Source organism: Hymenobacter sp. UYP22 (assembly GCF_040547285.1).
Classification (GTDB): Bacteria; Bacteroidota; Bacteroidia; order Cytophagales; family Hymenobacteraceae; genus Hymenobacter.
Genome location: NZ_JBEPPK010000004.1, coordinates 58,822 through 72,736 on the forward strand (window position 1 = coordinate 58,822; position 13,915 = coordinate 72,736).

At 60.0% G+C, this 13,915-nt stretch carries 13 protein-coding genes; 11 read left to right on the forward strand and 2 right to left on the reverse strand.

What is annotated here, in order from left to right; translation table 11 throughout:
- The first annotated feature begins 152 nt into the window (after positions 1 to 152).
- The 5 genes from truB to ABIB60_RS08865 all read left to right on the forward strand — a co-directional run bounded on the left by truB (position 153) and on the right by ABIB60_RS08865 (position 4,278).
- On the forward strand, positions 153 to 992 hold the full coding sequence (gene truB / locus ABIB60_RS08845; protein WP_354579244.1) for a tRNA pseudouridine(55) synthase TruB: 840 nt from the start codon (positions 153 to 155) through the stop codon (positions 990 to 992).
- 45 nt (positions 993 to 1,037) lie between these two features.
- Positions 1,038 to 1,985, forward strand: a complete 948-nt coding sequence (locus tag ABIB60_RS08850; protein WP_354579246.1) for a bifunctional riboflavin kinase/FAD synthetase — start codon at positions 1,038 to 1,040, stop codon at positions 1,983 to 1,985.
- 253 nt (positions 1,986 to 2,238) lie between these two features.
- Complete coding sequence (locus ABIB60_RS08855) at positions 2,239 to 2,934, forward strand: CoA transferase subunit A (protein ID WP_354579248.1); 696 nt, start codon at positions 2,239 to 2,241, stop codon at positions 2,932 to 2,934.
- A gap of 67 nt (positions 2,935 to 3,001) precedes the next feature.
- On the forward strand, positions 3,002 to 3,382 hold the full coding sequence (locus ABIB60_RS08860; protein ID WP_354579250.1) for a hypothetical protein: 381 nt from the start codon (positions 3,002 to 3,004) through the stop codon (positions 3,380 to 3,382).
- A gap of 239 nt (positions 3,383 to 3,621) precedes the next feature.
- Positions 3,622 to 4,278, forward strand: coding sequence for a 3-oxoacid CoA-transferase subunit B (locus ABIB60_RS08865; protein WP_354579252.1), 657 nt, complete (start codon positions 3,622 to 3,624; stop codon positions 4,276 to 4,278).
- Positions 4,279 to 4,401: 123 nt separating this feature from the next.
- Here the strand turns inward: ABIB60_RS08865 and ABIB60_RS08870 are convergent, their stop codons facing one another.
- Complete coding sequence (locus ABIB60_RS08870) at positions 4,402 to 4,851, reverse strand: hypothetical protein (protein ID WP_354579253.1); 450 nt, start codon at positions 4,849 to 4,851, stop codon at positions 4,402 to 4,404.
- Between the two features lie 146 nt (positions 4,852 to 4,997).
- Between ABIB60_RS08870 and ABIB60_RS08875 the strand changes: the two genes are divergently transcribed.
- The 3 genes from ABIB60_RS08875 to ABIB60_RS08885 all read left to right on the forward strand — a co-directional run bounded on the left by ABIB60_RS08875 (position 4,998) and on the right by ABIB60_RS08885 (position 10,175).
- Entirely contained in the window at positions 4,998 to 6,116 is a 1,119-nt protein-coding gene (locus ABIB60_RS08875; protein WP_354579255.1) for a hypothetical protein, read from the forward strand.
- A 269-nt stretch (positions 6,117 to 6,385) separates the two neighbouring features.
- A complete protein-coding gene (locus ABIB60_RS08880) occupies positions 6,386 to 7,927 on the forward strand; it encodes a bifunctional GNAT family N-acetyltransferase/carbon-nitrogen hydrolase family protein (protein WP_354579641.1) in 1,542 nt (513 codons plus the stop codon).
- 253 nt (positions 7,928 to 8,180) lie between these two features.
- The gene (locus tag ABIB60_RS08885; protein WP_354579257.1) at positions 8,181 to 10,175 is read left to right on the forward strand and encodes a DUF4394 domain-containing protein; all 1,995 of its coding nucleotides are present in this window, start codon (positions 8,181 to 8,183) and stop codon (positions 10,173 to 10,175) included.
- Between the two features lie 85 nt (positions 10,176 to 10,260).
- Here the strand turns inward: ABIB60_RS08885 and ABIB60_RS08890 are convergent, their stop codons facing one another.
- The gene (locus tag ABIB60_RS08890) at positions 10,261 to 10,992 is read right to left on the reverse strand and encodes a DUF8484 domain-containing protein (RefSeq protein WP_354579259.1); all 732 of its coding nucleotides are present in this window, start codon (positions 10,990 to 10,992) and stop codon (positions 10,261 to 10,263) included.
- A gap of 177 nt (positions 10,993 to 11,169) precedes the next feature.
- On the opposite strand from ABIB60_RS08890, the gene ABIB60_RS08895 reads away from it, so the two are divergent.
- From ABIB60_RS08895 to ABIB60_RS08905, 3 genes are read left to right on the forward strand one after another with little or no spacing between them, the layout of a single operon-like run.
- Positions 11,170 to 12,108 (forward strand): stage II sporulation protein M, encoded by a 939-nt coding sequence (locus tag ABIB60_RS08895; protein WP_354579261.1) that lies wholly within the window; start codon positions 11,170 to 11,172, stop codon positions 12,106 to 12,108.
- Positions 12,109 to 12,139: 31 nt separating this feature from the next.
- Complete coding sequence (locus tag ABIB60_RS08900) at positions 12,140 to 13,057, forward strand: DUF7847 domain-containing protein (protein WP_354579262.1); 918 nt, start codon at positions 12,140 to 12,142, stop codon at positions 13,055 to 13,057.
- A gap of 51 nt (positions 13,058 to 13,108) precedes the next feature.
- Positions 13,109 to 13,915: a DUF4129 domain-containing protein gene (locus tag ABIB60_RS08905; RefSeq protein ID WP_354579264.1), complete on the forward strand. Its 807-nt coding sequence runs from the start codon at positions 13,109 to 13,111 to the stop codon at positions 13,913 to 13,915.

The following is a 13,915-nucleotide window of genomic DNA, read 5'->3' on the forward strand; positions in this document are numbered from 1 at the left end:
AGCAGGCAAAGCGCGGAGTTTGGGTTATCCAGCAGAGCGGAAACCCACATTCCGCGCTTTACTTGTTGTAGCCATTTGCTAGCCCCAGAGTCCGTACTTTTGCCGCTTCACGCTGCCGGACTACTTCGGCCCGCTACGGCGTACTACTACGTATGGAAAACCCTGAACTGAGCCCGGCCGCCGCCGCTGGCTTCGATTTTGAAACCGGCGAAGTGCTGCTGGTGGACAAGCCCCTTACCTGGTCGTCGTTTGACGTGGTGCGCAAGGTGAAGAATACGCTGCGCATCAAGAAAATCGGCCACGCTGGCACCCTCGACCCCTTGGCTACCGGCCTACTGATTCTGTGCACCGGCAAGAAGACCAAGCAAATCGACCAGATTCAGGCCCAGGAAAAGGAGTACACCGGCACGTTCCGCCTGGGCCAGACTACTCCTTCCTTCGACCTGGAAACGCCCGTGGATGAAGAAAAGCCCTACGCCCACCTTACCGAGGAGCAGATAAGTGCGGTTACGGCGCAGTTCACTGGGCTGCTGGAGCAAACGCCCCCGCTGTTTTCGGCCGTGAAGGTGAATGGGGAGCGGGCCTACGAGGTAGCCCGCCGCGGCGGCGAAGCCGAAATCAAGAGCAAGCAGATTACCATTCGGAAGTTTGAGCTTACGCGCATTGCCCTGCCCGAAGTGAATTTCCGCGTCACCTGCACCAAGGGCACCTACATCCGCAGCCTGGCCCGCGACTTTGGCGCCGCCCTGGGCTGCGGAGCCCACCTCACCAAGCTGGTGCGTACCCGCATTGGCGAGTACCACCTAGCCGATGCCCTGACGATGGACGCCGTTGAGGCCCTGCGCCCACCCCGCCCCGAGGGTGCCCCAGAGCGCCCGACCCGCCCGCGCCGGGAGCGGCAGCCCGAGCGGCGCGCCGGCCTGGAATACTTCCAGGCCACCCACTCTGCTCCCGGTGCCGCTGAACCATCGGCCGACGCGCCGGTTGCCTGATTCAGCCCGCCTTCTTCCCTTCTTCTCCGCGAAACGCCCCTTTCCATGCAGGTTATTCAGGATCCGGCTCAGTTTCCCTACCTCGGCAACGCGGTAGTTACCAGTGGCACCTTCGATGGCGTGCACGTGGGTCACCAGCAGATTCTGCGACGACTGCAGGAAGTAGCTCGCCACAGTCAGGGGCCTTCGGTAGTTATTACCTACTGGCCTCACCCCCGCCTGGTGCTGGGGCCGCCGCCCTCCCACTCTGAGCTGCTGGAATTGCGCCTGCTCAACACCCTGCAAGAACGCGCTGCCCGCCTGGCCTCGTTTGGGGTCGACTACCTGCTGGTGGTGCCCTTCACCCGGGAGTTTGCCGGCCTTACCTCGGAGGAGTTTATTCAGCAGATTTTGCTCCAAACGGTGGGCACCCGCAAATTGGTTATCGGCTACGACCACCGCTTTGGCCGCAACCGGGAAGGGGGTTTCGAGTATTTGCGTGCCCACTCAGCCCGCTATGGCCTGGAAGTGGAGGAAATTCCGCGCGAGGATGTGGATGCCGTGGGCGTGAGCAGTACCCGCGTCCGCCGGGCCTTGGAAGCCGGCGATGTAGCCACGGCCAACCGCTACCTCGGCTACGCCTACCCCCTCACGGGCACGGTGGTGAAGGGCCGGCAGTTGGGCCGCACCCTCGGCTGGCCCACTGCTAACGTATCTGCAGTTGAGCTGCTGAAGCTGGTGCCGGCCCGGGGCGTGTACGCTGTGTGGGCTACCACCGCCACCGGCGAAACCTGGCCCGCCATGCTCAATATTGGCGTCCGCCCCACCGTGGCCGGGGGCCTCAATCAAACCGTGGAAGCCCACTTGCTGGGCTTCGAGGGCGACCTGTACGACCAGCCATTGCAAGTGGAGTTTGTGGCCCGCCTACGCGACGAGCGAAAATTCAATGGCCTTGACGAGCTGAAAGCCCAACTGGCCCTAGATGCGGAGGCTGCCCGGTTGGCCCTGGCCTGATTGCCCTAGGCGTTGCCCCAAGCATTCCCGCATAGCAACACCTTGCCTATTTGCTATTAGTCGGGCTATTCTCTCAGCAAGCTCTGGCCCGCCACCTGCCTATCCGCTCGGCGTAATGGGAGTGCAAGAAGCGGCCGATTAGTGGCTGGAATAAGTGGCGGTACAATGCTAGAGCGTTCGGGTGGGCAGGTATTTTTACCGGGCATAATGCGCTACCGCTTACCTTTCCGTTCCAAACCCACCCATTCCTCTTATGATTACTAAAGTAGTAGCCGGCCCCCAGGCGGCGCTGGAAGGCCTCACCGATGGCATGACCCTGATGCTGGGCGGCTTTGGCCTGTGCGGCATTCCCGAAAACTCCATTCAGGAAATTCTGCGCCGGGGCGTACGGAACCTCACCTGCATCAGCAACAATGCCGGCGTCGATGATTTTGGCATTGGGCTGCTGCTCCAGACCAAGCAGGTGCGCAAAATGATTTCCAGCTACGTAGGCGAAAACGCCGAGTTTGAGCGTCAGTTGCTCAGTGGCGAGTTGGAAGTAGAATTGATTCCGCAGGGCACCCTGGCCGAGCGGTGCCGGGCCGGAGGGGCGGGCATTCCGGCCTTCTACACGCCGGCCGGCTATGGTACGGAGGTGGGCGAAGGCAAAGAGAGCCGGGAGTTCAATGGCAAAATGTACTTGCTAGAGACGGCCTTGCACGCCGATTTTGCCTTCGTGAAAGCCTGGAAGGGCGACACGGCCGGCAACCTCATCTTCAAGGGCACGGCCCGCAACTTCAACCCCATGATGGCCACGGCCGGCAAAGTAACGGTGGCGGAAGTAGAAGAGCTGGTACCGGCCGGGGAGCTGGACCCCAACCAGATTCATACGCCCGGCATTTTTGTGCAGCGCATTTTTGAGGGCCAGAACTACGAAAAGCGTATTGAGCAACGCACCACTCGGTCATAAGCCACTGCTTTTTGCGGCTCTGCTGTAGTTTTTCGGCTGTGGCCCGCCAACCAATCCGCTTTCTACCATGCTGACCTACTCCGCGCGGACGGGTATAATGCTGCTGACGTTGCTGCTGGCTTGCCTGCCAGTGGTGTTTGGCGGCTACGTGAACGAAACTGCGCAGTACCGCCCCACCACCCGGTACGTGGCCGGCCGCTGCACCCGCTACTGCGAAGCGCACGGCTGCCCCCACGCCACTGCCGCCAACAGCCCCGCCTACTGGCAGCTGCGGCCCCTCTACCACGCCACCATTGCGGCTTTGGCGGTTGGGGGAGCAACATGGTACGCCACAGCCAATATTGCGGTGTTTCTGGTGGCTATTCCGCTGCTGCTGCTCTTGCTCACGTATGGCTTCCTGCGCAATGCCGTGCTAATCCGGGGTTTGAAAAAACTGCGGCATGAGTAGTCGGCTTGCTCTTATTGACCAATTGGTTAGGCTGGCGTACTGGTATTGCACCGATTTTATGGTGAATCTGGCCGCCCGATGGCATATTTCTTACAACGAGGCTAACACCCGCATTCTGCTTCTGCTGATTCCTGGCTTGTTGGGGCTGTTAGTGCTTGCTCACCTTGTCCAGCGGCGGCAGATGCGGAAACTGCGCTGCGCCCTTACTTCCACCTCTCTCTGACCCCCACCCCATTCTTATGCTTGATAAACACGGTATTGCCCGGCGCATTGCGCAGGAAGTTCAGAACAACTCGTATGTAAACCTGGGCATTGGCATTCCAACGCTGGTGGCCAACTATATTCCGGCGGGCATCAATGTGGAGCTGCAAAGCGAAAACGGCCTGCTGGGTATGGGCCCCTTCCCCACCGACGCGGAAGTGGACCCCGACCTCATTAATGCCGGCAAGCAGACGGTAACCACCCTGCCCGGCTCCAGCATCTTCAGCTCTGCTGATTCCTTCGGCATGATCCGGGGAGAGCATGTGGACCTGACTATTCTGGGGGCCATGGAGGTCTCGGAAACCGGCGACATTGCCAACTGGAAAATTCCGGGCAAGATGGTAAAAGGCATGGGCGGCGCCATGGACCTGGTAGCCTCGGCCAAAAACATCATCGTGGCCATGCAGCACGTGGCCCGCGACGGGAGCAGCAAGCTGCTGCCGGCCTGCACGCTGCCCATCACCGGCCTGCGCTGCGTCAAGAAGATTGTGACGGAGCTGGCCGTGCTGGACGTAACTCCCGATGGTTTTGTATTGCGGGAACGGGCTCCGGGCGTTACGGTAGAGCAAATTCAGGCGGCCACGGCCGGGAAGCTCGTTGTGCGTGGTGAAATACCGGAAATGACCGGCGTTTGAGGAAAGAGGCGAGTAACTAAACTGTCATCCTGAGCGGAGCGAAGGATCTTATTACGTTGCAACGGTTTGTTCACGTGTGATAAGGTCCTTCGCTCCGCTCAGGATGACAACTTTTTTACTGCCTCACCACTTCAAAAAAGCCGTGGCCAGAATATGTTGAGCGGCCTCACGGGTGAAGTGGGAGAAGCAGCGCCGGAAGTGAGCCAGGGCCTCGGGTGGGGGCAGGCTACCAGCCCGCACGGCCTCTACCAAGTGGCGCGCCAGCTCGTCGGGTTGGCTGGTGAGGGCCGGAAACTCGTGTTCCTGGCAGTAGCGCCGCAGCACCTCTACCCGCAGGCCAGGTATTGCCCCCGGTACCTGGCGCAGCAACTGCTCCATCAGGAGCTGCACCTCATCCAGAAACAGCGTGCGTATCAGGCCGGGCGGGGTGGGCACCGGCTGGCCGGCCGCCGCGGTAAGCAGCACGGCCGCCGGACTGCGGGGCTCCCAGCGGTCCGGCTCGGGCGGCGCGCACAGCCAGGCCGTCGCCGGAAACTGCTCCGGAGTTTGCAGCACCGAGGCCAGGGTTTGCATACGTTGTTCGGGAAGAGCCACGCGGCAAGGTACGCAGGAACCCGACAGCAGGCCCGGCAACGGCTGGAGCGGGAGTAGTACCGGCGAGGCGGGCCGCGTATCTTAGGGCACCCGGTTTCCGGCTACCGGCCCTTTTCTGCTTGCGTATGCGCTACTATTACTTCCTGATTTTCTGCGGCTTGCTCTCGGGCACGGCAGCAGTAGCTCAAACTTCGCCCATCATTACCCGCGCCGATATGCCGGTGCCCACGGATACGCTCCGCCAGAGTATGGCTGCGCCCGGGTTGCCAGCCAATGCCCCGCCCCTCACCCGCAACGGCCCCAACCAAACCTGGAACTACGGCGGGCTGGTGGCTACGGCCCAGAATGTGGCGCGCTTCACGGCTGTTCCCAATCAGCCGCTTTACACCTTCACGTTCAACTCCATTCTCAGCGGGGCTAACCGGGCAACGGTGGCGGCCCCGCAGACAGTGCCCGTCCCGCCCGGCCTCACCCTGCCCATCACCGACCCGTATCAGTTTTTCAACGCTTCCGCGGCCGATTTTCGCTCGGTAGGGTACGGCGGCACCCTGGCCGGCACGGCCGTACCCGTAACGTATGCTTCGGCCGCGGAGCAGGATATCATTTATCGGTTTCCGCTGAGCTACGCCAGCCCCGCCGATTCCAGCCGGTCATTTTTCAGCATCAACATTCCGGGTACCGGCTACCTAAGCCAGCGCCGTAAGCGGGTAAACAAGGTAGATGCTTGGGGCATGCTCACTACCCCTTACGGCACGTTCCAAGCAGTGAGAGTGGTTACCCGCCTGGAGGATTATGACAGCCTCTCGGCCGGGGGCATCAACCAAGGCTTCACCTTGCCCGTGATGCGCCAGTACAAATGGCTGACTCCGGGCCAACACGTGCCGCTACTCACCATCACTACCTCGCAAGTAGGCGCCCAGGAAGTTGTTGCGGAAGTGGAGTACCGTGACGTATACCGCCGCATCGCCGGCCCACTGTCTACTGCCCGGGTTCTGCCGGCTTCATCGGCTCCAATGTACCCCAACCCCCTGCCGGCCGGCCGCAATCTGCGGCTGGGACTAGCGGGTGCAGCCACCGTTACGGCTACTGACCTGGCGGGCCGCTTGCTGTTTGAACGCCGGGTACTCGCTCAGAATGGCACAGCGGAAATTCCGGCAGATGCCTTTGGTACTTTCCGGGGCGTGGCCCTGCTGCGGGTGCAAACCACGGCCGGTGCGGCCGTGCGCCGCGTGGTGCGCGAGTAGTGGCCCGGCTGACACTTTTTGTCACCGAAGTTGTTGTGCTGCCGTACTAGCAGCAGCCGGCTCGCCGGAGCTGGTACCTTTGCGCCTTTCTCCCGACTCTCATTCTCTGAACTTATATGGCCACGAACTCCACTGGCAAAACGGGCGGCAGCCACGCCAAAAAAGGCGGTGCCACTACTACCGAGCGCCTCACGCCCACGGCGGTACCAGCCCACAAACTGGTGTTGCGCGCCCTGAAACGCTCCGATTTTAAAGTAGTGCAGGAAATCATGGACAAGGTGTACTCCAACATGGAAGGCGCCTGGTCGCAGGAAGAGTACAACGCGCTGCTCAAGAAATTCCCGGAAGGCCAAATCTGCATCGAAGACAATGGGCAGGTAGTGGCCGCGGCCCTGGCCATCATTGTGCAGTATTCCGACTTCGGCGACCGGCACACCTACGCCAAAATCACGGGCCACGGCAAGTTTGACACCCACAACGCCGACGGCGACACGCTGTATGGCGTGGACGTGTTCGTGGACCCTGAGTACCGCAGCCTGCGCCTGGGCCGCCGCCTCTATGACGCCCGCAAGGAGCTGTGCGAAAACCTAAACCTGCGCGCTATGGTGGCCGGCGGCCGCATTCCCGGCTACAACCAGTATGCTGAGGAAATGACGCCCGCCAAGTACGTAGAAATGGTGCGCAACAAGGAGCTGGTTGACCCCATCCTCACCTTCCAGCTCTCCAACGACTTCTACGTCCGCAAAATCATTCGGGGGTACCTGCCCTACGACTCCGAAAGTAAGGCCTACGCCACGCTGCTGGAGTGGATTAACGTGTACTACGATGAGGAATTTGACAAGCTGATTGGCAACCAGAAGTCCAACGTGCGCATTGGCATTGTGCAGTGGCAGATGCGGGCTACCAAGAATCTGGAGGACTTTTTCCAGCAGATTGAGTTCTTCGTGGATACTGTGTCAGGCTACAAGGCCGACTGCGTACTGTTCCCGGAGTTCTTTAACGCCCCCATGATGGCCCTCACCAACGAGGAGTCGCCCTCGGTGGCCATCCGCTCCATGGCGGCCTTCACCGAGCCCATCAAAACCAAGATGATGGAGCTGGCCGTGAGCTACAACATCAACGTTATTGCTGGATCCATGCCGCTTTACGAGGAAGGCAAGCTGTACAACGTGAGCTACCTCTGCCGCCGCGACGGCACCGTGGACGAGCAGTATAAGCTGCACGTAACGCCCGATGAGGCCAGCTATTGGGGCATGCGCGGCGGCGACAAGCTGCGCACTTTCGATACGGACTTTGGCAAAATCGGCATCCTGATCTGCTACGACGTGGAGTTCCCCGAACTCTCGCGCATGCTGTCGGATGAGGGCATGAAAATTCTGTTCGTGCCCTTCTGGACGGATACCAAAAACGCGTACCAGCGCGTACGGCTCTGCGCCCAGGCCCGCGCCATCGAAAACGAGTGCTACGTAGCCATTACCGGCTCGGTGGGCAACCTGCCGCGCGTGGAGAACATGGACATCCAGTATTCGCAGTCGGCGGTGTTCAGCCCCAGTGACTTCGCGTTTCCCCACGACGCCATTGTGGCCGAGGCCACGCCGAACACGGAGATGACCCTCATTGCCGACCTCGACCTGGACTTGCTGAAAGACCTGAACACGAGCGGAGCCGTGCGCAACCTGCGCGACCGGCGCAAGGATTTGTACTCGCTGAGCTGGTCGAAGAAAACGGAGCGCGACGACGAGCTCCTGGCCCAGGGCGAGGAGCGTGCGCCTAAAACAGCTAGCCGCCGCAAAGCGGTATCGGCTGGGTAAGACCATACCAGCGCAACTTCTTTTCAGAAACGGCCCGTCAGGTTAAACCTGACGGGCCGTTTTGGTATATGTTGTAGGTACACGTTTTTGGCATTTCGCCCGCAAAAAGCACCTTTTGAGACCCTTTAGATTAAAAATCAATTAAATATCAATATAGAGCAAGCCAAATTCATAGAAGAGCTCGTATCTGAAACGCCTGCTATGGGCATACCATTAACCAGTTCATTCATTCACCAACTCTACTACCCTTTTCATGTCTACATTTTCTACTCGCCGCAAGGCCTTCCAACGGGGCGGCCTGCTGCTGGGCGCACTGGGTTTGCTCGGTTTTTCCTCCGCCTCCGCCCAAACGGTATACGGCCTATCCAGCACTGCTTCGCCGGCCGTAGTGAGCTTGGTTTCATTCGATGCCGCCACTCCAGGTACCCTAACCTCCACCGTGGCCATTACCGGTTTCACGGCCGGCCAGGCCATTGTCGGTATTGATTTCCGGCCGAACACGGGTGAGCTGTTTGCCCTGGGCTACAACTCCAGCAACACTCAGGCGCAACTGTACACCATCAACCGCACTACTGGTATTGTTACGCCCGTAGGCAGCGCCCTCACTCTGGACCTGGGTACCAACATCCTGCGCATCGGCTTCGACTTCAACCCCACCGTGGACCGCATTCGGGTGACGGCCGATAACCGTAAGAACTTCCGCCTGAATCCCAACAACGGGGCCCTGGCCGCCACCGACGGTACCCTGACCTACGCTACCACTGACGCTAACGCAGCGCAGACCCCGGGCGTGGGCTCCTCAGCCTACACCAACAGCTACATTGGAGCTACGGGCACCACGCTCTACAACCTCGACGAAGCCAACAACCGCCTGGTAAGCCAGATTCCGCCGAATGATGGAACGCTGAACAGCATTGGTACGCTGGGCGTAAGCGTGAATGGCGCCCTCCAGGCTTCTGATCTGGACATTTACTTCAACCCCACTACCGGCACCAACACGGCTTACCTGTCGGTAGCTACGCCTACCGGCCTTACCGCCGCTACCACTACGCTGTACACGGTAAACCTGGCAAACGGGACTACCACGCAGGTGGGCAACATCGGTACCGGAGCTTTTGTAGCCGTAACGGATATTGCCTTCCAGATTACGCGCCCGGCCACGCTGCCGGCCGTTACGGGCAACCTGGCCTACGCGCTGGCGGGCACCAACCTGCTTACCTTCGACACGGCCCAGCCTAGCCTGATTCGGACCTCCGTGGGTATTACGGGAGTACCAACTACCCAAACCATTGTGGGCATGGATGTGCGCCCGCTCAACAATGCGCTGTATGCCCTGGGCTACAATGCCACCGACCAAACCGGTCAGCTTTACACCATTAATGCCACTACCGGGGTTGCTACTTCGGTAAGCAACGTGCTGGCCCTGCCGCTGGGTACTGGCAGCATTGGCTTCGACTTCAACCCGACCGTTGACCGGATCCGGATTGTGGGCGTGAACCGTGCTAATTTCCGGATTAACCCGAACGACGGTACTGCTGCTCCTACCGTGGATGGTACCATTGCGTACGCCACCGCCGATGCCAACACGGCTGCTACTCCGGCACTAGGCTCAGTTGCCTACACCAACAGCTACGGCGGCCCCGCTGATGCTACCCGCACCACTACCCTGTACGGGTATGATGAGGCGCTCAACATTCTGGTTACCCAGAACCCCCCAAACAACGGTACGCTTAACACGGTAGGCGCCTCGGGCGTAACGGTTACGGCCGGCCAGAACGTGGATATCGACATTTTCAGCCCCGCCGCTGGTACCAACACGGCTTACCTGACTGCCACCACGGGTACTTCGGCCAACTCCAGCCTGTACTCCCTGAACCTGACTACCGGTGCCGCCACCTCCCCGGCCCTAATCGGGAATGGAATTACGGTGCGGGATATTGCCATTGCTGGTGCAGCAGGCGTAACTACTGGTACTCGGCAGCCAGCCGTAGCTACTGGCTTCAGCCTCTACCCCAACCCCGTTACCGACCAGGCCCAAGTAAGCTTCCGCCTGCCCCGCGCCGGCCAGGCCGAGCTGACGCTGACCGATGCCCTGGGCCGCACTGTTGAGCACCGCGCCATGGGCACCTTGTCGGCCGGCGGGCACCAAATGCCCTGGAAGCCTACCGCAGCCCGCGCTGGCGTGTACTTCCTACGTCTGACGGTAGATGGTGAGAATGCCGGTATTCAGCGCCTGATGCTGGAGTAATCCGGTATTGCACTTCGGTGATATACGTAAAAAAAAGGCCTGCTCCGTTTCGGGGCAGGCCTTTTTCGCTGTAAAGTTTCATCCGTTAAGCATGAGGACTCTCCTGAGCGGCCAGGTGGGCATGGTCGCGGAGCACAGTGCGCAGGAAGGCTTCATCGGGCAAATCGGTGCGGATACCAGTGAGGTCTTTGACTTTGGTTGCCAGCTCATTAAGCAGCACGTAGTTTTCGGAGGCGGAAGCTTTGTGCAGTAGTTGCCGCACGGTGGCTACATCGTGGTCGGCGAGGTTGGCCGCCTCCGGGAACACCACCACGTAGCCAGGCTCCGTAAACGAGGGGGCCAGCACGCCCCCGGCCTGCCGAGCCCGCACACGCACCACGGCCGTACCCGCCGCAATATCCCCGGTGCGCTGCCCGCGCCCATTAGCCAGCACAACTACCAGTGCCACCAACCCGCTAAACATGACCGTATCCACGATGCGCAGCAGCCAGCGGATGAGGTAGTCGCCGAAGCGGGGCGGGGTGCCATCCAGGCGCACCACCTTTATATCCCGGGCCTTTTTGCCGATGCTTTGCCCATTGAACAATATCTCACTCGCCAGATTGTAGAACACGTAAGGGATGCCGCACAGAATTATGACAATACTGCCCATCACCAGCTCTGAGGCTTCGGAGTAGACGGTTAAGCCAACTACCACGCCTATCCAGGCAAACAGAATAATGTTGTCGATGATGGCAGCCAGGGCCCGGTCGCCCACGCTGGCTACCTCATACTCCAGGCTGACGTTTTGGGTAGTTTGAATGCGGATGGTGCTCATACTGACGACGACAAACAATAGAAACAGAAAACATGCGGGCCGAAACGGAAATTTTCCCAATCTTCGCAGGGCCGGCCCGCTGTGCAAATTACAGGCTGACCGGCAAACCCCCGAATCTGCCGCTCGTCAATTTTTATCCGGCTGCCCCCAGCCTGCTTATTAGAAAGTAACAGGATTATGCGCGAAGCCGTTTTTCTGCGTCAGAACGAAGCCCGGTGGAAAGAGTATGAGCAGCAGACCACGGGCCCCGAGGAGCTGGCCGCCCGCTTCATAGCCCTCACCGATGACCTGGCCTACGCCCAAACGTTTTACCCCGGCTCCCCCACCACCCAGTACCTCAACGACCTAACCGCCCGCCAGCACCAGGCGCTGTACAAAAACAAGCCCGAGTCGACGGGGCGGTTCCGCCAGTTCTGGGCTCAGGAGCTGCCGCTGCTGGTGGCGCAGCATCACCGCACCCTAGCTAGTGCCCTGCTCCTCTTCGCGCTGTTCACGGCCATTGGAGCCCTGTCGGCGGCCTATGATGAGTCGTTTGTGCGCGTGGTGCTGGGGGATGCTTACGTAAACCAGACGCTGGAGAATATCGAGAAGGGCGACCCAATGGCCGTGTACAAACGCCACAACGAAACGCTGATGTTCCTGGGTATTACGGCCAACAACATCTACGTGGCCCTGATGACTTTTGCCCTGGGTGCCACGGCCGGACTGGGCACTATCTGGGCGCTGTTTCGCAATGGTATTATGCTGGGCTCCTTCCAGTATTTCTTCTACCAGAAAGGCGTACTGCTGCCTTCCCTGCTCACCATCTGGATTCATGGCACCCTGGAAATATCGGCCATTGTGCTGGCGGGCGGGGCCAGCCTGGTAATGGCGCGGGGCATGCTATTCCCAGGCACTTACACCCGGGCTCACGCCTTCCGTGAGGCTGCCCGCGACGGGCTGAAGCTGGCTATTGGCCTCGTACCCATCTTCGTGGTGGCCGGCTTTCTGGAAGGCTTTGTCACGCGCCACACCGAAATGCCCATGTGGCTAAGCCTGCTGATTATCGGGTTGTCGGCCGCCTTCATCATCTGGTACTTTGTAGTGTATCCGCGCCGGTTGGCCGCCCGCCGCTAAGTTTTCTCTCGTCTTTTCTTTATTCAGCTATATGCAGCAGAAATTTACCCAGGAAGCCGAGTTCCGGCAGGAGCGGGACTTTGGACAGAAGATTGGGGCCACGTTTGAGTTTCTGGCCGCTCACTGGAAACCGCTGGGCAAGTGCCTGCTATACTTTGTGCTGCCGGCAGCAGTGCTTACCGGCTTGGGTATGGGCTTTTCCCAAACACAGATGTTCAGCGGTAGTAGCTTGCCTCTTATGCTTGGTAGCGGCCGGTTCTCCACCTTGTCGTACATGGGGCCGGCTTACTGGCTGGGGCTGGTGGCTTCCCTCATCGGCTATATTCTGCTGGGCTCCACTGTTTACGGCTACCTGCGGGCCCGCCTGGATACCCCAGCCGAGCAAATTATTACTCCTGGCCAAGTGTGGCAGTATGTGACTCGTTACTCGCCCATGTTGCTGCTCAGCAGCGTGGTGACCATTCTCATCGTCGTGGTTGCCAGCATGTTTTTGCTGATTCCGGGTATCTATCTGGGGGTTGCATTGAGCTTGGTTTGGGCAATTCAGGTACTGGAAGAGGGCGGTGTTGGCTACAGCTTACGGCGCAGTATGAACCTTATCAGCGGCAAGTGGTGGTCTACGTTTGGCCTCACGATAGTAGTGAGTATTATTATTGGGATGATGGGGGCCATATTTCAGGTTCCGCAATACCTGGCCATTTTCGGCAAAGCCCTGCACTGGGACTTTCTATCGTCGGATCTGCTCATGATTGTGAGTGGGATTGTGGCGGCGGCTGGGCATCAGCTGCTGTACTCGATACTGATGGTGGCTATAGCGTTTCAGTACTTCAACCTGGTAGAGCGCAAGGAAGGGTATGGCCTCCGGATGCAGGTAATGTCGTTGGGCAACGCCCCGGCTCCCACGGTAGCCAACCAGCACCTGCGGCCCGATGACGAAGGTGAGTACTAGCCGGCCCGTCAGCTACGTCTTCCGTATTCCGTTGTTTATTGCCTCCCGCGCGTGTCTGTTCCTATCCGTTTTCAACTAGTGCGCCGCTACGGTTGCGCTGCCCTGGCCCTGGTGTGGCTAAGCGCCGCGCTGCCCTCCTACGGTCAGGCCCCCGACAGCACACTTCAGCAGCAACAGGTTGAGGGCCGGGCGCTAAACCGCCTGATACCCGCCGATGCGGCCCCGGCTCCGCGCCTGCGTCGCCCCTCCGAGGAGCACCTACGCGACCTGCGGGGGCAGCGGGATTTTCGGTACGTGGAGGGCAAAAGTGAGAACAGTGAATCCTGGTCGTTTTTGGGCCCTTTCTGGCGGTGGCTGGCCGAGGTGCTGGATACGCCCGCCGGGCACTTTACCTGGAAGTATGGTATCTACGCCCTAATGGTGGCAGCCCTGGTATTTGCCGTGCTCAAGCTCATGCAAGTAGACCTGACCCGGGCTTTCGGCCGCGCCCCGCGCCCGGCCGGCCTGAGCTACGATACCGAAACCGAAGACCTGAACACGCTGAATATTGACGCGCTGCTGGCCCAGGCCGAAGGCGAGAACAACTACCGCCTGGCCGTACGGCTGGGCTACCTGCAGGTGCTACGGCAGCTTTCCGACCAGGGCCTCATCCGCTGGCAGCCCGACAAAACCAACCACGACTACCTCTATGAACTGCCGGTCGGGCCGCTGCCGGAGGCATTCCGGGAGCTTACGCGCCAGTTTGAGTACGTGTGGTACGGAGAGCAGGACGACCTCTCGGCAGCTGACTACGAGCGGGCCCGCACTACCCGCCAAGCGTTTCAGCGCCGCCTTTCCTCCACTCGCCAAGCTGCTTAA